15 protein-coding genes are annotated in these 17,622 nt (G+C 61.0%); 11 read left to right on the plus strand and 4 right to left on the minus strand.

The window, feature by feature from the left end; all coding sequences use genetic code 11:
- The first annotated feature begins 81 nt into the window (after positions 1–81).
- The 8 genes from SynA1560_RS13145 to SynA1560_RS13180 all read left to right on the plus strand — a co-directional run bounded on the left by SynA1560_RS13145 (position 82) and on the right by SynA1560_RS13180 (position 9,832).
- Complete coding sequence (locus SynA1560_RS13145) at positions 82–1,212, plus strand: RNA polymerase sigma factor, RpoD/SigA family (protein ID WP_186469670.1); 1,131 nt, start codon at positions 82–84, stop codon at positions 1,210–1,212.
- Between the two features lie 43 nt (positions 1,213–1,255).
- The gene (locus tag SynA1560_RS13150) at positions 1,256–1,738 is read left to right on the plus strand and encodes a Dps family protein (RefSeq protein WP_186469671.1); all 483 of its coding nucleotides are present in this window, start codon (positions 1,256–1,258) and stop codon (positions 1,736–1,738) included.
- Positions 1,739–1,844: 106 nt separating this feature from the next.
- Complete coding sequence (locus SynA1560_RS13155) at positions 1,845–3,524, plus strand: CTP synthase (RefSeq protein WP_186469672.1); 1,680 nt, start codon at positions 1,845–1,847, stop codon at positions 3,522–3,524.
- Between the two features lie 14 nt (positions 3,525–3,538).
- A complete protein-coding gene (locus SynA1560_RS13160) occupies positions 3,539–4,144 on the plus strand; it encodes a 7-carboxy-7-deazaguanine synthase QueE (RefSeq protein ID WP_186469673.1) in 606 nt (201 codons plus the stop codon).
- A 34-nt stretch (positions 4,145–4,178) separates the two neighbouring features.
- On the plus strand, positions 4,179–4,826 hold the full coding sequence (locus SynA1560_RS13165) for a M23 family metallopeptidase (RefSeq protein ID WP_255476982.1): 648 nt from the start codon (positions 4,179–4,181) through the stop codon (positions 4,824–4,826).
- 9 nt (positions 4,827–4,835) lie between these two features.
- Positions 4,836–5,579 (plus strand): peptidylprolyl isomerase, encoded by a 744-nt coding sequence (locus SynA1560_RS13170; RefSeq protein ID WP_186500774.1) that lies wholly within the window; start codon positions 4,836–4,838, stop codon positions 5,577–5,579.
- A gap of 466 nt (positions 5,580–6,045) precedes the next feature.
- Positions 6,046–8,550: a peptidase domain-containing ABC transporter gene (locus SynA1560_RS13175; RefSeq protein WP_255477152.1), complete on the plus strand. Its 2,505-nt coding sequence runs from the start codon at positions 6,046–6,048 to the stop codon at positions 8,548–8,550.
- Position 8,551: 1 nt separating this feature from the next.
- Positions 8,552–9,832, plus strand: coding sequence for an HlyD family secretion protein (locus tag SynA1560_RS13180; RefSeq protein ID WP_186500775.1), 1,281 nt, complete (start codon positions 8,552–8,554; stop codon positions 9,830–9,832).
- 28 nt (positions 9,833–9,860) lie between these two features.
- Here SynA1560_RS13180 and SynA1560_RS13185 read toward each other — a convergent pair whose 3' ends face one another.
- Positions 9,861–10,406 (minus strand): ecotin family protein, encoded by a 546-nt coding sequence (locus SynA1560_RS13185; RefSeq protein ID WP_370523164.1) that lies wholly within the window; start codon positions 10,404–10,406, stop codon positions 9,861–9,863.
- Positions 10,407–10,433: 27 nt separating this feature from the next.
- Here SynA1560_RS13185 and queC point away from each other — a divergent pair, with 27 nt between their 5' ends.
- Genes queC through SynA1560_RS13200 form a run of 3 tightly spaced genes read left to right on the plus strand, consistent with a single transcriptional unit; the run spans position 10,434 to position 13,257 of the window.
- Positions 10,434–11,114: a 7-cyano-7-deazaguanine synthase QueC gene (queC, locus tag SynA1560_RS13190; protein WP_186469676.1), complete on the plus strand. Its 681-nt coding sequence runs from the start codon at positions 10,434–10,436 to the stop codon at positions 11,112–11,114.
- Entirely contained in the window at positions 11,111–12,424 is a 1,314-nt protein-coding gene (locus tag SynA1560_RS13195; RefSeq protein WP_186501694.1) for an anthranilate synthase component I family protein, read from the plus strand. Before queC ends, SynA1560_RS13195 begins: the two co-directional genes overlap by 4 nt.
- The gene (locus SynA1560_RS13200) at positions 12,421–13,257 is read left to right on the plus strand and encodes an aminotransferase class IV (RefSeq protein WP_186469677.1); all 837 of its coding nucleotides are present in this window, start codon (positions 12,421–12,423) and stop codon (positions 13,255–13,257) included. The genes SynA1560_RS13195 and SynA1560_RS13200 overlap by 4 nt, the downstream gene beginning before the upstream one ends.
- Positions 13,258–13,355: 98 nt before the next feature.
- Here SynA1560_RS13200 and SynA1560_RS13205 read toward each other — a convergent pair whose 3' ends face one another.
- The 3 genes from SynA1560_RS13205 to SynA1560_RS13215 are packed head-to-tail and all read right to left on the minus strand — an operon-like array spanning position 13,356 to position 17,570.
- A complete protein-coding gene (locus SynA1560_RS13205) occupies positions 13,356–15,014 on the minus strand; it encodes an alpha/beta hydrolase (RefSeq protein WP_255476983.1) in 1,659 nt (552 codons plus the stop codon).
- Positions 15,015–15,045: 31 nt separating this feature from the next.
- The gene (locus tag SynA1560_RS13210) at positions 15,046–15,843 is read right to left on the minus strand and encodes an HAD-IIB family hydrolase (protein WP_186469678.1); all 798 of its coding nucleotides are present in this window, start codon (positions 15,841–15,843) and stop codon (positions 15,046–15,048) included.
- The gene (locus SynA1560_RS13215) at positions 15,843–17,570 is read right to left on the minus strand and encodes an alpha-amylase family glycosyl hydrolase (RefSeq protein WP_186500776.1); all 1,728 of its coding nucleotides are present in this window, start codon (positions 17,568–17,570) and stop codon (positions 15,843–15,845) included. The genes SynA1560_RS13210 and SynA1560_RS13215 overlap by 1 nt, the downstream gene beginning before the upstream one ends.
- Positions 17,571–17,622 lie beyond the last annotated feature (52 nt).

Genomic DNA, 17,622 nt, shown 5'->3' on the forward strand with positions numbered 1-17,622 from the left:
TCCCGAACAGAAACAGGCGTTTCTGTGCACTGAAGCTCGGAAGGATCAACCCTGGAAGAGCAGTCAGCCTTCCAGGGTTTTTTGTCCGACAAACCACGATCGACGGGACATGCCCCGATCCGCTGGAGCGGCGGCAATGACCTGCTCCGCCTGTATCTGCAGGACATCGGTCGCGTGGACCTGCTCACCAGCGAGGAGGAGGTGACCCTCTCGCGCCTGGTGCAGCAGCGGGAGAAGCTGCTGGTGCAGGAACGTGATCTGAGCAATCGCCACGCGGCGATCCGGGTGCTCCTAGATCTGGAGGAACTGCAGCTGCGTGAAGCCAACCAGGTCAGCCACTGGCCCACCCGACAGGAATGGGCACGGGCTGCTGCACTGCCGCTGGAGGAACTGAACCAGCAACTGAACGAGGGCTACACCCTTTGGGCAGAGGAAGTGGGACTCGAGGCCAAAGAGCTGCAGCGGCGACTGCGGGATGGTCGCCGAGCCAGGGATCGCATGATCCAGGCCAATTTGCGCCTGGTGGTGGCTGTCGCCAAGAAGTATCAGCAACGGGGCATGGAGCTCCTTGACCTTGTGCAGGAAGGCACTCTCGGCCTCGAGCGGGCGGTGGAAAAATTCGATCCCACCCGCGGCTTCCGCTTCAGCACTTACGCCTATTGGTGGATCCGCCAAGGCATCACCCGAGCCATTGCCACCCAGAGCCGCACCATCCGCCTGCCGGTTCATGTCACGGAAAAGCTGAACCGAATCAAGCGGGCGCAGCAGGAAATCGCAGCTGAGAAAGGGCGCCTGGCCTCCGTGAGCGATCTGGCCAAGGAGCTGGGACTGAGCGAAGACACAGTGCGTCAGACCCTCGCGCGCGTTCCTCGGTCCATCTCACTCGAGACCCGCGTCGGCAAAGACCAGGACACCCAGCTGGGGGATCTGCTGGAAGACGGCAACGCCACACCAGAGCAAACCCTCACCCGTGATGCCCTCCACGACGATCTCGAGCTGCTGCTGGATGAACTCTCACCGCGGGAAGCGGAAGTAATCCGCAGTCGCTTCGGCCTGGAGGACGACCATCCCCGCACCCTGGCGCAGATTGGCGAAGCGATGGAACTGTCACGGGAACGGGTGCGTCAGATCGAGACACGCGCCCTCCTCAAGCTGCGGCAACCGCAGCGACGCTCCAAGGTGCGGGACTACATCCAGGGCCTTGATTCCTGAGCCCAATCCTCTCCCTTATCAGCTATCAGCACAGCCCACCACCATGTCCAGCGCACCCCAGATCGACATCGGCATCAACCAGACCGAACGTGAGCAGATCACGGCTGGGCTGAGCCGACTGCTCGCTGACACGTACGTGCTCTACGGCAACACCCACGGGTTCCATTGGAACGTCACCGGTCCGATGTTCAACACCCTGCATCTGATGTTCATGGACCAGTACACCGAACTCTGGAACGCGTTGGACGTGATTGCTGAACGGATTCGGTCCCTCGGCATGGTGGCGCCTCATGGTGGCTCCACACTGGCGGGCTTGGCCTCGATCAAGGAAGCTCCTCAGCAACCGGCCGCCCTCGACATGGTCCGTGAACTAGTGGCTGGCCATGAAGCCGTGGCTCGCACGGCCCGCGGGGTGTTTCCCCTGGCGGAGGCGGCCAGTGACGAACCGACGGCCGACCTGCTCACCCAACGGTTGCAGGTCCATGAGAAAACGGCCTGGATGCTGCGCAGCCTGCTGGAGAGCTGAAGCCTGGGCTCAACAAATCTCAAGTCAGATGCGATCGCCGTCTGGAGACTTTGAGCACCTCAAAGCAACTGAAGCCTCGGTAGATTGAACAGTCGCCCGGGGGTTCATGGCCAAGTTCGTCTTCGTCACCGGTGGAGTGGTCTCCAGCATCGGGAAGGGCATCGTGGCCGCAAGCCTGGGACGGCTGCTGAAGTCACGTGGATACAGCGTGTCCATCCTGAAACTGGATCCGTATCTCAACGTGGACCCGGGCACGATGAGTCCGTTCCAGCACGGCGAGGTGTTCGTCACTGAAGACGGCGCCGAGACCGATCTCGACCTAGGGCATTACGAACGTTTCACCGACACGGCGATGTCACGCCTGAACAGCGTGACCACGGGCTCGATCTATCAATCGGTGATTAATAAGGAACGCCGAGGCGATTACAACGGCGGCACCGTTCAGGTGATTCCGCACATCACAGGTGAGATCCGCGATCGCATTCACCGCGTAGCAGCCAACAGCAATGCCGACGTGGTGATTACCGAGATCGGCGGCACAGTCGGCGACATTGAATCGCTGCCATTTCTGGAAGCCATTCGTGAATTCCGGGGTGATGTCGGCCGCCATGACCTGGCCTACATCCACGTCACCCTGCTGCCTTACATCGGCACCTCCGGAGAACTGAAGACCAAGCCCACCCAGCACTCGGTGAAAGAGCTCCGTTCAATTGGCATCCAACCCGATGTTCTGGTGTGCCGCAGCGACCGAGAAATCAACGACGAGCTCAAGCGCAAGATCGGGGGCTTCTGCGGAGTGCCGGAGCGGGCTGTGATCCCGTCGCTCGATGCCGACAGCATCTATGCCGTACCACTCACCCTGGAAGACCAAGGGCTCTGCCGTGAAGTTCTGGATGTGCTCCAGCTACAGGATCACGACAGCGACATGACACGCTGGGCGCAGCTGGTGCACAAACTTCGCAACCCCGGCCCCACCGTCAAAGTGGCCCTGGTGGGCAAATATGTGCAGCTCAATGATGCCTACTTGTCGGTGGTGGAAGCGTTGCGGCATGCCTGCATCGCCCAGGACGCCTCCCTGGATCTGCACTGGATCTGTGCCGAGCAGATCGAAGCTGATGGAGCCGACACACTGCTAAAGGGCATGGATGCAGTGGTGGTGCCCGGAGGCTTCGGCAACCGCGGCGTCGATGGCAAGGTGGCGGCGATCCGCTGGGCCCGAGAGCAGCGGGTGCCCTTCCTTGGCCTCTGCCTGGGCATGCAGACAGCCGTCATCGAATGGGCCCGAAACCAGGCCGGCCTCACTGGTGCCTCCAGCGCAGAACTCGATCCCGACACGGCCCACCCGGTGATTCACCTGCTGCCAGAACAGCAGGATGTGGTCGACCTTGGCGGCACGATGCGCCTAGGGGTTTACCCCTGCAGGATCGCCGAGGGTTCCATGGCCGAACGGCTTTACGGCGATGAAGTGGTGTATGAGCGCCATCGTCATCGCTACGAGTTCAACAACGCGTACCGCAATCTGTTCCTGGAGTCGGGGTACCGCATCAGCGGCACCTCCCCTGACGGACGCCTGGTGGAACTGATTGAACTACCAGGCCATCCCTTCTTCACTGCCTGTCAGTACCACCCTGAATTCCTTTCAAGGCCCGGACAACCCCACCCACTGTTCCGGGGTCTGATCGAAGCGGCGCAGCAGCGCCTGCCCTCCAGCCCCAGCGAAGCGTTGCGGCAGCAAAGCAATTCCAGCGTTGTGAGCGGCTCCCCTCAAGGCAGCCTTAACTCTTGAGTGTTGAGCGATCCATGACCAGCTTGCCTGTGGTGGAGACCTTTCACTCGCTGCAGGGAGAAGGTTTGCATGCAGGCCGCAGTGCTTTTTTTATTCGACTCGGTGGCTGCCATGTGGGCTGCAGTTGGTGCGACACCAAACACTCTTGGCCGATGGAATCCCATCCCAAGCAAAGCGTCGACAGCCTCGCCACGAAAGCTGCGCAAGCTGAGCAGGCCGGTGCTGCCTTCGTGGTGATCACAGGTGGAGAGCCGCTGCATCACAACCTCAATGCCCTCACGGATGAAATTCGCCGCAGCTGCCATCTTCCTGTGCACATCGAGACCAGTGGCGTCGACCCACTCAGCGGAACGATCGACTGGGTCACACTCTCTCCGAAACGCCATCACCCACCACTCCCTGAGCTGCTGAGCGGCTGCCATGAGTTGAAGGTGGTGATCCATGAACCTGAGGATCTGCTGTTCGCTGACGTCGTCTCTGCTCAGGCCCCACAGGCGCAGTGGCTTCTACAACCGGGCTGGGACAGCCAGGAAGGTCAGCAACTGGCTGTCACCAAGGCACAAGGCGATGGCCGCTGGCGCTTGAGTTTGCAAAGCCATAAGTGGCTCGGCGTGCGCTGAATCGATACAACAGACGCGAGTCAGAGTCGTCGTCATGCAGGGCATCCACTGGCCGCTGTTCCCTGCTCTGGCGCTGACCATGGCCGTCGCAATCAGCCCTGCCATCGGAGGGCTAAACGCGCGACCGCTCCCACCGGAACGCATCCCAGAGCGCACGGGAGTCTCAAATCTGGCCTTGCTCAGCAGTTCCCGTGCCCGGCGGCTGCCGCCATCACACCAACCCGTCCGTCCCGGAGAGACCCTTCAACTGGTCTATCCACTGCCGATCCCAGCCGAGGAGGTGCAGCCCTACGGCTGGCGCTATTCCAACCATCGCCAACGCTGGCGCATGCATGTCGGACATGACCTGATCGCACCCGCCGGAACGCCAGTGTTAGCGATGCTCTCGGGACGCGCGCAGTTGGTGCAATCCATTGATGGCTATGGACTGACTGTGTTGCTAGAGCATGGTCGCGGCTGGCAAACGGTGTATGCCCATCTGCAATCCGCTGAGATCCGACCCGGTGCGCTGGTGAAGGCGGGCGAACCGATCGGACGCGTCGGACGCAGCGGCTCCGCCAGCACCAACCACTTGCACGTGGAGCTGCGCAGGCTGGATGGTCAGCAGGCCTACGCGTTGGACCTTGCACCGCTACTGCCCCTTGCATGGGATCCACAAGAGATCCCTCACAACACTCGCTAACTTCGGGCGATGGACGACTTCCGGCCCGCCGTACAGGCATCGCTTTCCGCTTTGGGTTCCGAAACCCTGGATTTGCTGCGACGCAGCGATCTGCTTCACAACCTGGTGCGTCGCCAGCTGATGGAGACAGCAACCGCCACGTTGACGCCTCCCCAGGAACTGATGCAGCAAGCCCTGACGAACCACTGTCGTCAGGAACAACTCAAGGACGAAGCTGCACTGAACAGCTGGCTAGAGGAACGCTGGCTCAGCCGTAAGGAGCTGCTCCACCAACTGAGCTTGCCTTTGAAACTCACCAAGTTCGCTCTCGATAGCTTCGGGATGCAAGCCGAAGCACGGTTCCTGCAACGCAAGGAAGCGCTCGACCAAGTGACCTACAGCCTGCTGCGGGTGAAGGATTCCGGCATGGCCCATGAGCTGTATTTGCAGCTTGAGGCGGGTGAAGCCGACTTTGAGAGCCTGGCCACTGATCACAGCGAGGGACCTGAGAAACAGAGCAGTGGCAAAGTTGGACCAGGCAGCTTGATGCGGGCTCACCCGCAGCTGCGCCAGCGCCTGCGCACGGCGACGCCAGGGCTAGTGATGGAGCCCTTGTTGATCGAGCAGTGGTGGGTGGTCACCCGCCTTGAAGAGCGCCATGAAGCCACATTTGACGCAGCTATGCGTCAACGAATGGCCACAGAACTACTCCAGAACTGGTTACAGATCGAGACGAAATCCGTGATGAAATTTCTTCTAAGCGAGCAAAAATAGGAGAACCGACGGCCGATCAATCCTGGAATCCGCAACGTCCAAAGGGCTGGAAGCCTTGCGCACCAGATTCCGCGAAAGTGGTGAAGCCCAGCGCTACGAACTGGGCCAACCACTCTGCGAGAGCCGTTTCATTCCGGGGCGCATCCTGCTGATCGACAGCGGAAGCGCCCGCCTTCTCGGCGAACAGGAGGGTCGATTGAGCACCCTCATCCGGCTGGAAGCCGGCAGCTTTGTGGGTGTCGCCTCTCTACTGCGCTGCGCCCCTTGTGAAGAAGTCCGCGCGGCATCAGAACTAGTGGCCTACAGCCTCAGTGACGATCAGTTGCTGGAACTGATCAACACCGACCCGACGATCGCGGAAGCTTGTCGCAACCACCTATGGGAGGCGGAACTGGCAGCACTGCTGAACAGTCGGCTCGAGAGGTCCCCACAGCAATCACGGCCCCTCAGCAGCTGGCTGAGCGAAATGCTCCCGAAAGCCCAAATGTTGGCGGCCTCAAACCAAGCCGCTATTCACAACGCCCTCAACAACGGCCAACGTCTGTTCCTGGCCAGCCAACCCACGGATCCCAGCACAGGATCGCCAGGGGACGAGGTCGCGAACGCTGACGCAATCGCCGCCCTTCCTCTCGACATGCATGGGATGACGATGCGCCTGATCGCACTCCCAACAGAGGCGATCCTCGCGCTCGAACCCGTCGATCAAGCGAAGTTGGTGGAGCCGGAGGTCGTGAACTCTGGTTCCGACAGCGCCCTGACACGCAGCGAGATCCCGCAGGCCCCACTCAGGCCGCCTGTGAGCCGCTACAACCAGCAAGGCGAGCAGAACCGCGACTTCTTTGTTGCAGCGGAAGGAGTGCTTGAGGAAACCCTGGCCTGCTTCCAGATGCTCACCAAGCTGATGAAGCTGCCCTTCCGGCGCGACGCGATCGAACGGGTCCTCCGTGATCAGCTCCGGCGCGGACAGACCCCGACCCTGCGTCTTTGCGGACAAATCGCAGCAGGCCTCGGTTTGCATGTGTCCGGAGCGAAAGTCGCAGCGCGAATGGGAATGCGACTGCAGACCCCCACACTGGTGCCCTGGGGGGAAGCCTTTGCCCTGGTCGTGCGCAGCGATCAACGCGGCCTGGTCCTGGCCTCCCCCAGCCAAGGGTTTGTGGAACTCGATGCCCAGCAGCTGGACACCGCTTTCCCTGAAGGCATCGATCTGCTCTTGATGGATCGCACCAGCACCACACCGGAGCAGACCTTCGGACCGTCATGGTTCTGGCCCGCCCTGAAGCGCTACAGGGGGGTACTGATTCAGGTACTACTGGCCAGTTTCGTGGTGCAACTGTTCACCCTGGCCAATCCCCTGCTGATCCAGGTGATTATCGACAAGGTGATTAACCAAAGGAGCCTCGACACGCTGCAAGTGCTTGGCTTTGCCCTCGTAGCCGTCACACTGCTGGAAGGGGTGCTGGGCAGTCTCAAGACCTACCTGTTCTCAGAGACCACCAACCGCATCGACCAACGCCTTGGCGCCGAGGTGATCGATCACCTGTTGCGTTTGCCGCTGGGCTACTTCGACCGGCGCCCAGTGGGTGAATTGGGCTCCAGGATCAGCGAATTGGAAAAGATCCGCAACTTCCTCACCGGTCAGGCCCTCACCACGGTTCTCGATGCGGCGTTCTCCGTCATCTACATCGTGGTGATGCTGTTCTACAGCTGGCTGCTGACCCTGATCGCCCTGGCCGTGCTGCCGATCCAGGTCGGCTTGACCCTGCTGGGTGCGCCGCTGTTCCGGCGCCAATACCGCAAGTCAGCTGAGGCCAATGCTTCCACCCAGAGTCACCTAGTGGAAGTGCTGACGGGCATTCAAACCGTGAAAAGCCAGAACGTGGAAATGATCAGCCGCTGGACCTGGCAAGAGCGCTACGGGAAATACATCAGCCGCAGTTTCGAAAAGACCATCACCGGCACGGCACTGAGCCAGACCTCCCAGGTTCTGCAAAAGATCTCCCAGCTTCTGGTGCTCTGGGTGGGCGCATCTCTGGTGCTCTCCGGTGACCTCACCCTTGGCCAGCTGATCGCCTTCCGGATCATCTCCGGCTATGTGACACAGCCTCTCCTGCGGTTGTCATCGATCTGGCAGACAATCCAGGAGCTGCGCGTCAGTTTCGAACGTCTGGCCGATGTCATCGACACGCCCCAGGAATCGGACGAACAAGACAAAGCCAAGGTGCCACTGCCACCGATCGAGGGAGCAGTGAGCTTCGACAATCTCACCTTTGGGTTCACTCCCGGCAGTGCACCCGTGCTGAACGATGTGTCACTGGCGGTGAAAGCCGGCACCTTCGTCGGGATCGTGGGGCAGAGCGGCAGTGGCAAAAGCACCCTGATGAAGCTGCTGCCTCGTCTCTACTCACCCGGCCAAGGACGCATCCTGATCGATGGCTATGACATCGACAAGGTGGAGCTGTATTCACTGCGCCGCCAAATCGGCATCGTGCCCCAGGACCCGCTGCTCTTCTCAGGCAACGTCAACGAGAACATCGCTCTGACCCAACCGGATGCCTCTAGCGAAGAGATCGTGATGGCCGCCAAGGTGGCGTGCGCCCACGACTTCATCATGGAACTGCCAGCGGGATACAGCACCCCAGTCGGCGAGCGGGGAACATCCCTCAGCGGTGGGCAGCGACAACGCATCGCCATTGCCCGAACGCTGCTAGCCAACCCCAAGCTGTTGGTGATGGATGAAGCCACCAGCGCGCTCGACTACGAAACAGAACGCAGGGTCTGCGACAACCTGATCCAGGCTCTGCATGACTGCACGGTCTTCTTCATCACCCACCGACTGTCCACCGTGCGCCGAGCCGATCTGATTGTGGTAATGCATCAGGGTGCCGTGGTGGAGCAGGGCACCCACGACGAACTCATGAGCCGACGCGGCCGTTATTACGCCCTATACCGCCAGCAGGAGGCCAGCTGAGATGACCATGGATCCGAACGTCAACAAGTCCCCGCAGGGCCCAGGTGGTCAGAACGCCAACCAGGAGCAGGTCAGTGCTGCCGGCAAGCTGGTGAAGCAGGCGCGCTCCGCACTGGAGAGCCGCATCACGACCATCTCCGAAGAGGAGAATGTGCTGCAGCAGAGCCGCTTCTGGATGAAAGCGGTCACCTGGAGCCTGATCGGCACCACCTTTTTGGGCATCGGCTGGCTAGCGGTGGCGCGCACCGAAGAAGTGGTGGTCGCCACCGGCAAGCTCGAACCTGTCGGCAACGTGAAAGACGTGCGCATTCCACCCGGCGGCGTGGTGGAGGAGATCTTGGTGAAGAACGGCCAGCGGGTCTCCAAAGGCGACCCGCTGATTCGCTTGGATCAGGAAAGCACCGCTGAACAGCTCAAGTCACTCACCCAGGGGTTGCAGGAAAAAGACACGCAGATTGCACAGAAGGAACAGCAGCTGCAGCTGAAGAAGCTGGAAAGGGAGAGGACGTTGGATCTCAACCGCGAACAGGTTGCCACCACCCGTGCCAACCTCAGCCTCGAGCAGGAGATCCTCACCCGCCTCGCCAGCCTCGCTCAGGAAGGCGGCATCCAAGACATTCAATATCTTCAGCAACGCAACAGGGTGCAGGAGCTCAAGGGCGAGCTCACCAAACTGGATCTTGAAGGACGTCGTCAGATCAACCAGATCGACCAGCAGATCGAACAACTGAGCGCCGAGCTCGCCGGCTTACGCAGCGAACGTGCGCAACTGAACGCCAACTTCACCGAAGTCAAAGTCACCAACAAGAACCAAACCCTGCGCGCGCCCGTGGATGGGATCGTGTTCGATCTGAAACTGAACAACCCCGGCTTCATCTCCCAGGCCTTGTCATCCGAAGTGGCCCTGAAGGTGGTGCCCTTCAGCACCCTGGAAGCCGATGTGGAGATCCCAAGCAACAAAATCGGTTTCGTGCGACCGGGGCAGCCGGCTGACATCAGCATCGACTCGTTCCCGGCTAGTGATTTCGGCGTTCTGGAGGGCACGGTGGCATCGGTGGGATCAGACGCGCTCCCCCCCGATCAGCAGCAGTTGCGTCAGGAATACAAATTCCCTGCCGTGATCAAGCTGAACAGCCAGCAACTGCAACTGAGCAGTGGAACAACTCTGCCTTTGCAAGTGGGCATGTCGCTAACCGCCAACATCAAGCTGCGAAGCGTCAGTTACCTGCAACTGCTGCTCAACACCTTCCAAAGCAAGACCGACTCCCTCAGAGAACTCTGATCGGCATCCTTCAGCGCTTCACCCGCTCCTAAAGCTCAACTGCCTCCTGTTGGCGCGTCTCCGCTCTCCAAAGACGCCAGCGCAACTGAGCACCCTTGGGCAGATCCACCACGATCGGCCAGGAGGCGTTGTACGGAACCAGATAGGGCTGCTTGCCCAAGGACAGGAAGGAACGCTTTGTGGGTTCGTCCGCCGGACAAGCCTCGCGCGTGCTGATCAGCGCCATCGGTCCCCGCACCTCAAAAAGCGCCTTGCCGGAGGCCTCTGGAAGCATGCGCATGGTCATTCCAGAGCCTGATAAGCGCTGCACGTTGCAATCCAGGTCAACCTCCTGGCCAACGATCAGCTGGATGCGCCAGTCAATCGGCCGAGCGGAAATGATCGGATCAGAACTGTTGGGCAGCAGACCCGAGGGCTGAATCACCCAACGCTGCAGACCCGGTGCGGGCGCGGGATAGCCGCTCAGATCGAGACGAGGAACCGCTGCGGCAACCGTCGGCATCATCAACAGCAGCGCCAGGCCAGATCCCACGGCGGTCATCGGCGTCAACGGAACACGCACGGACTTCGTCATCCCCTTTTGGGCAACAGAATGCACAGCATGACCGATTTCTCTGCGATCGCCCTGCTCTCCGGCGGGCTTGACTCCGCCACAGCAGCGGCTTTAGCGCAAGAAGCCGGAGGACGGGTGATCGGCTTGTCATTTGACTACGGCCAGCGACACCGGCGCGAATTGCAGTCGGCCGCGGCAATCGCTGAAGCCCTCAACCTGGTGGAACACCACACGGTCAGCGTCAACCTGGCCAGCTGGGGAGGGTCCTCACTCACCGACAACGCGCAAGCTTTGCCAGTTGATGGCGTGCAAGACGGGGTGATCCCCAGCACTTATGTCCCCGGGCGCAATACGGTATTCATCAGTATCGGGCTGAGCCTGGCCGAAGCCCGCGGCGCCGATCGCCTTGTGCTGGGCGTCAATGCCGTGGACTACTCCGGTTACCCCGACTGCCGACCGGACTACTTGGACGCTTTTCAGACCCTGGCGGATCTCAGCAGTAAGGTGGGCCGTGAAGGGCGTGGCCCACGGCTGTGGGCACCACTGGTAGAGTGGAGCAAGCTAAAAATCGTGGAAGAAGCGCTACGCCTAGGGGTCCCGATCGAACGCACCTGGAGCTGTTACAGCGGCGGTGATGACCCTTGCGGCGTGTGTGACAGCTGCCGAATCCGCGATGCCGCGCTGCGGGAAGCCGGTCGGCCTGATCTTTGCAGCATCGCCAGGCGATGAGAGTGCTGCGCAGGCGATTGCCATGGCGTGAACCCGCTGAGGTCGCGGCTGTTCTGGCCCATCTGCATGGAGAGCAGGGCCTCATCTGGCTGGACGGCGATGGCGGCGAACTGGGAGGGCGCATCACCCTGGCAGCGGATCCTTTGGAACAGCACTGCTGCCGCGGCCTACCTGGCGATCCTGATGCCACCAACCCCTTTTCCAGACTGCGGCAGCTGAGCCCAGGTCACTGGACCGGCTGGCTGAGTTACGACGCCGCGGCCTGGACAGAACCGACGAACCCCTGGCGTGCCGATGCCATGGCCAGCCTTTGGATTGCGCGTCACGATCCAGTGCTGCGCTTTGACCTGCAGGCCAAAGAACTTCACCTGGAAGGCATCGACCCCACCCGCCATGCTGCGGTAGGGCATCAGCTGGAAACCCATCTGATTGAGGCCATCGCGCCCGAAGTCACCGCGACGCAGCGGCTCAGTTGCCAATGGCACCGCCACAGCAACCGCGACGCGTTCATGGCTGGGGTAACGCGCATCCGTGAACTGATCGCCAGCGGAGATCTCTTTCAGGCGAACCTCACCGCCTGTGCGAGCGCAACGCTTCCGCACCACACAAGCAACCTGGCGCTCTATCAACGCCTGCGCCAACGATGCCCCGCCCCCTTCAGCGGTTTGCTAGTCGGCGGCGGCACCGCCGCAGGCGAAGCCGTGCTGTCTACCTCACCGGAGCGGTTCCTTGAAGTCATGCCAGGTGGAGCCGTGCAGACCCGACCGATCAAAGGCACCCGTCCACGCCATCCCGATCCGCGCATCGACGATGACCTGGCGGCCGAACTGGTGTGCAGCGCCAAAGACCGAGCCGAGAACGTGATGATCGTAGACCTGTTGCGCAATGACCTCGGCCGCGTTTGTGTTCCAGGCTCAGTGCAGGTGCCGGATCTGGTGCGCCTGGAAAGTTATGCACGCGTGCATCACCTCACCTCGGTGGTTACCGGCCAGCTGAAAGCGGGCACCACCTGGGTGGATCTGCTGGAAGCGAGCTGGCCGGGCGGCTCCATCACAGGAGCCCCCAAGCTGAGGGCATGCCAACGCCTGCAGGAGCTGGAACCGCTGGGACGTGGTCCCTATTGCGGATCGATCTTGCACATCGACTGGGATGGCCGCTTCGACAGCAACATCCTGATTCGCACCCTGCTGCGCAAAGACGCTGCTCTGCGCTTGCATGCCGGCTGCGGCATTGTCGCCGACTCGGATCCCGCCGCTGAGGCCGACGAATTGGACTGGAAACTGCTGCCGCTGCTGGAGGCGCTCGCATGACCTCGTCTGGGCTGGCGTGGCATGACGGCCAATGGGGAGACAGCCACAGCCTCCATCTACCGCTCTCCGATCGCGGCCTGCAGCTGGCGGATGGGCTGTTCGAAACCGTGCTGATCCTCAACGGCAAAGCCCAGCTGCTCGAGGCCCACCTGCAGCGCTGGCATCAGAGCGCACTGCTGCTGGGCATGGCCACGCCGCCAGATCGAGCCGCGCTGGACCACTTGATCGACGAAGCCATCGCGCGAGTCAACCTGAATCACAGCGGCAGCGCAGGCGCTTTGAGACTGAACTGGAGCCGTGGCCGCGTCGCCGGTCGAGGCATCGGAGTTCCCCATGAGACGCCGGATGCCACGCAGCATCGCTTCTGGTTCACCCTGCAGCCCCATCCGCTCTGCTTCGAGCCGACCAAAACCTGGATCTGCACGCAGGAGCAGCGCAACGATTGCAGCTTGCTCAGCCGTTGCAAGACCTTGGCCTACGGCCAATCGATCCAAGCCCGCCGGGAAGCGCAGCGCCATGGAGCCGAGCTAGCACTGCTGCGCAATACCCGTGGAAACCTCTGTTGCGGCGACAGTGCCAACCTGCTGGTGCTCCGTCAGGGCGAATGGATCACGCCACCGCTCAGCAGTGGCTGCCTGCCTGGTGTGATGCGCGCGCAACTGCTCCAGCGGGGGCTGGCCCGGGAAGCCACGCTGGGCGCTGAGCTGCAATCCGGCGATCAGGCGCTGCTCATCAACAGCCTCGGCTGCAGAGCACTGAAGGCAACGAATGACCAGCCGTTGCGCAGTGAACTCCAAGCGGAAACGCTGTGGCGCCAACTGCTCAGCTCCTGAACTCAAAGGGTTGCCCCCCTTGTCTGACCTCCACCTCGATCCATGATCTAGCGAAGGGACCCGTGAGCGGGCTGGAGGGTCAGCCTCCCCCCGTGCTCTCACAGACCTGACGCAGCGGCTTGATCCAGATCGAGGCCCGGTGCCACCCGTTCCAGCTGCTGGCGGCTGAGGCGGGGCATCACCAGCAACTTCAGGGGATCACGCCCCGCCGCCACCAACGGATCAGTCGGAGTCGGCAGCAACGAGGGCATCACCGGCTGCAAGCGCAGGAGTTGGTCAAAGAAACCGCGTGCCATCCCCTTGAGCTGCCTGCGAGCAAGCGGAAGATCGGGGCCAAGAACCTTAGGCGGAAGATCGGAAGTGCCCTCCAAGAACGACAGATGCGTGCCGTTGCGCTGGAGCACCAGAAGCGAGCCCGGCTGCTGAATCCAGCTGAAGGGGATCAACTGCTGGGAGATGGAGGGAGCAAAGATGTCGTTGCTGCCCGACACCATCAGGATCGGAACGGCCAGTGCCTGTATCGAAGTGGCACTGAAAATCGGATTGATCACAGGGTTAACGGCAACGGCAACCTTCACGCGCGGATCACGAAAGCTCTTGCGTTGCGACACCTGGTCATGCCCGGAACACTGCCAGACCATGGCGGGATTGAGCACCACGACCTTTGGATCCGACAGCTGGAGGCACTGACGGTCGAGGGCCGCCCAGTCGAGCTCAGCCCCCGCCAACGCCGTGACGGTGTATCCCCCCAGAGACTGGCCCAGCACGCCCACCCGTTGGGTGTCCACGCGAGCACCCCAACGCTGCTCCACCTGATCAATTAAGGCACTCACATCCAAGGGCTGAGCGAACCAGGCATTCACCGGTGGAATCAAGGCAGTGCCCTGAATCACAGCTTGAACAGCATCGGCGCTGGTGAATGGAAAATTCAGCGACGCCACCGCATAGCCATGGCTAGCTAAGTGACGCCCCACATACAGAAGCGCATTCATGTTGGAGTTGAGACCAGGGGCAATCGCTACCAGTGGAGCTGGGCTAGCGGCAGTCGACGACTCCGGTAAGTAGGCGATAGCGCTGATGCGCTCACCATCACGCCCCTGGAATTGAAAAGGGATCTGACGGAATGGGATCGAGCCCTCGACCGAAAGGGCGGTGAGCTCGGATCCTGCGACAGGAACCGTCTTGCCGCTGGTCAGGATGTCGAACATCGCCTCCTGTTGAGCCATGCCCAACGTCAGTGACTGCTCCAGGGACAGCACCGCAGCGACGTTCACAGGAAGCCGTTGCGTGGGATAAGCCTCCAACACGTTGATCAAACGCAGACCTCCGGGCTTGGCTGCGCCAAGCACCAGAGCAGACGACAAGGCCGGTTCCGCCACCGAAGCCGGTTGATCCAGCACCTTCACCAGCTGCTGAAGTGAACGGCGGCCTAATGGGGTGCTGAGCAGATTGGAGACAGAAACCTCATCCACCGGCAACGGCTGGCTGAGCACTCTGCGTAGTGCAAGTTGCTCCGCAGGTTTCAACCGCTGCAGGATCGGTTGCAACTCTGGAGCCACGGCTCCGGTCTCACTGAATTGGCGCAGCTCCGGCACAGAGACATCTCTGGCGAGCTCCCCGAAACGAAACACAATCCGTTCAGCCGCGACGGTCACTGACCCAGAACTGACAACCAGGCCGGTGATCAGAGAACCGAGCCAAAAACGCAGCCTTCCCATCGTGATGCCATCAATACCTGCATGATCGCCCGCATCCACGTGCGTGCCCCAGCAGTGAAGGATGAAGCGCCTAGAGCCCAGGGATGAGACGCAGCACAGCGGCCGACCAGCCGACCCCGTGAGGGGCTGGTGCCAACTGATAGAGGCCCGCGTCAAGTCCTGGTTTCAACGCAGGGTGCGGTCCATTGGCACCTGGAACCACCACCGCACAATCGCTGGCGTCCAGCAACGGCAGATCATTCGGGGAATCGCCGAGTCCAAGCACCTTCACATCCGGACATCCCAAGTGCTGCTTCAGCCGCTGCAATGCCTTGCCTTTGCTGACATCCAGACCCAACAGGTGCCCGAGACGATTGCCCTGCACCACAGACAGTCGCCGTTGGGCAGCAAGACTCAGAAGCTTGTCGCGTGACGCAGGATCCGTCGGCGACACAAAGGGAACACTGCATTGACGTCGCTGCGCCTGGCGTAACGCGTCTCCCTGGAGCCCTAATAAGCGGTGAGCATCATCGGCATTCAGATCATCCAGGGCTTGCAGCGGTTGCCCCAAGTCCTGCGCAAGCTGATCCAGCTGCGGTCGCAACTCTTGCCAGCTGGGACCCAAGGCCAGATGCCAGGGTTTGCCATCGGATGATTCACCGTGAATCGCCCCACCGTTTTCAACAATGAACGGGTCATGCAATCCGATCTGCTCCCGAAAACGCGACACCTCTTCGGCGGTCTTGCTGGTGCAAGGAATCACAGGCACACCACAACGCTGCAGTCGCTGAATGGCTGCTTTGGCAGGGGACCAGTCGTAGTGATGGTCCATCAAGGTGCCGTCCAGATCCGTAACGACCCACCAGAGGGATTGCGGAGTCTTGGTCATTACTGAACCAACCACAGCACTGCATAAGGCTCCAGGGCATGCAGCCTGCGTGGGTGGAGCACCTGACCGCTCAAACAATCGGTCCAATCCATTTCCGGATCACCGCCGAGCCGTGCTGGGTCCAAGGTCAGACGGGATGCAGTCATGTTGTGCACGGCCACAAGACTCTGACCATCGAGGGTGCGGCGCAACACCACGCGATCCACGCGGTCGGGACTGAGCAGCTCCATGTCGGCATCGGGATGGAGCGCTGGCAACTCCGCCCGTCGTGCTAGTGCCTGATTCATCACCGTCAGCACAGCCGTCGCATCACTTTCAGGATCCGCAAGACGGCGTTCCAGCGTCGAGGACTTGAACTGAGGCCGATTCAGATCACGGCGATGGCCACTAATGCGAAAGCGGGCCAGATCGTTGGGTGTGGCCAGGATGGCGGGAAGATAAAAAGCCGGCACTCCGGGCAGCACCAGCATCAGCAGATGGGTCAGCAGAAACCGTTCCCGCTGAAGGTAAGCGGGGTCGATCCCTCCATCAGCCATCGCACTCCACCAACTGATGTTGATCTCATAAGGAACCTCCTCTCCAGAGGCCAGGCGACGATGACTCACCAGACCACCACGCTGTTCACAATCGATCAACAGATTCAACAGTCGCTGCTGAGGCATCAATCCCTCCAAGGGTCTCAATCCCACCCCGTCGTGGCAGGCGGTGAAATTGAGCAATGAAGTGGAGTCCGGCAGCTCCGGCCAACGGGCCAACCAGCTGTTGAGTAGATCAGCAGAGCCGCTGATCGTTGCTTCAAGCAGCAGGGGTGGCAAGGGAAAGTTGTACGCCAGATGGGCCTCTCGACCACTGCGCAAATACGACAGATTCTCCTGTTCAGGAACGTTGGTCTCGGTCACGACGACACCACCGTCGCCACAGACATGAGACATCAAGTAGCGCAGCACTTCCACCAGCTGATGGGCCTCAGGGCGGTGGATGCAGTCGGTATGCGGCTCTTTCCAGACAAAACCCACGGCATCGAGACGAATCCAACGCACGCCATGGGACAACTTCTGTTTCAGCAAGCGGACGAATCCCAGCAGCACTTCTGGATGCCGCCAGTTCACATCCACCTGATCCGGGCCAAACGTGGTCCACACCTGACGATGACCGGATGGGCCTTGCAAGCGCGTGAACAACGCAGAACTGCGGGGACGCACAACTGAATCCCAACAGGGATGCGGCTCAGCCTCCAGCACACAGAACCGGCCGGGCGCCTCGTCGCGAAGGAACTGACGCACCCACGGGTGAGACGCCGACACATGGTTCAGCACCAGATCCGCCATCAAACGCCGCCCTTCAGCCAAGGCTGCGAGATCACTCCACTCGCCATGACGGGACTCAAGGCGCTCATGGCTGGCTACAGCAAACCCACCGTCACTCGTGGATTCCAGGAACGGAAGCACGTGGATCACCGGAGCAAAGAGCCGCAAATGGCGGTTCACAAACCTGCTTAACCCTTGCAGTCCAGGCTTTTGCTCATCGAGGACAGCATCGGCATAGGTGATTAGCACCACGTCATTGCCAAACCACGGCTCAACATCGAGGGATGGATCGGCATGAACAGCAGCGTGACCGAGAATTTGCAGCAATTGCGACGACAACTCTTCGAGATCACCGGAAGAATTGTCCGGGTAGAGATTTCTCAGCAGAGCTCGCAGCGTTTCATCACGCGGAGACTGCATCACGTTCCAGCTGAACACGTGTCAGGTATGGAGCAGGTCTCTCTCCTCTGTT

It is taken from the genome of Synechococcus sp. A15-60, assembly GCF_014280095.1.
Classification (GTDB): domain Bacteria; phylum Cyanobacteriota; class Cyanobacteriia; order PCC-6307; family Cyanobiaceae; genus Synechococcus_C.

Excerpts from the sequence above, each read along its gene's own strand:
- SynA1560_RS13200 (WP_186469677.1), top strand. The coding sequence starts at position 12,421 with ATGACCTCGTCTGGGCTGGCGTGGCATGACGGCCAATGGGGAGACAGC.
- SynA1560_RS13215 (WP_186500776.1), bottom strand. The coding sequence starts at position 17,570 with ATGCAGTCTCCGCGTGATGAAACGCTGCGAGCTCTGCTGAGAAATCTC.
- SynA1560_RS13165 (WP_255476982.1), top strand. The coding sequence starts at position 4,179 with ATGCAGGGCATCCACTGGCCGCTGTTCCCTGCTCTGGCGCTGACCATG.
- SynA1560_RS13155 (WP_186469672.1), top strand. The coding sequence starts at position 1,845 with ATGGCCAAGTTCGTCTTCGTCACCGGTGGAGTGGTCTCCAGCATCGGG.
- queC (WP_186469676.1), top strand. The coding sequence starts at position 10,434 with ATGACCGATTTCTCTGCGATCGCCCTGCTCTCCGGCGGGCTTGACTCC.
- SynA1560_RS13150 (WP_186469671.1), top strand. The coding sequence starts at position 1,256 with ATGTCCAGCGCACCCCAGATCGACATCGGCATCAACCAGACCGAACGT.
- SynA1560_RS13185 (WP_370523164.1), bottom strand. The coding sequence starts at position 10,406 with ATGACGAAGTCCGTGCGTGTTCCGTTGACGCCGATGACCGCCGTGGGA.
- SynA1560_RS13175 (WP_255477152.1), top strand. The coding sequence starts at position 6,046 with ATGCTCCCGAAAGCCCAAATGTTGGCGGCCTCAAACCAAGCCGCTATT.
- SynA1560_RS13170 (WP_186500774.1), top strand. The coding sequence starts at position 4,836 with ATGGACGACTTCCGGCCCGCCGTACAGGCATCGCTTTCCGCTTTGGGT.
- SynA1560_RS13160 (WP_186469673.1), top strand. The coding sequence starts at position 3,539 with ATGACCAGCTTGCCTGTGGTGGAGACCTTTCACTCGCTGCAGGGAGAA.
- SynA1560_RS13195 (WP_186501694.1), top strand. The coding sequence starts at position 11,111 with ATGAGAGTGCTGCGCAGGCGATTGCCATGGCGTGAACCCGCTGAGGTC.
- SynA1560_RS13180 (WP_186500775.1), top strand. The coding sequence starts at position 8,552 with ATGACCATGGATCCGAACGTCAACAAGTCCCCGCAGGGCCCAGGTGGT.
- SynA1560_RS13210 (WP_186469678.1), bottom strand. The coding sequence starts at position 15,843 with ATGACCAAGACTCCGCAATCCCTCTGGTGGGTCGTTACGGATCTGGAC.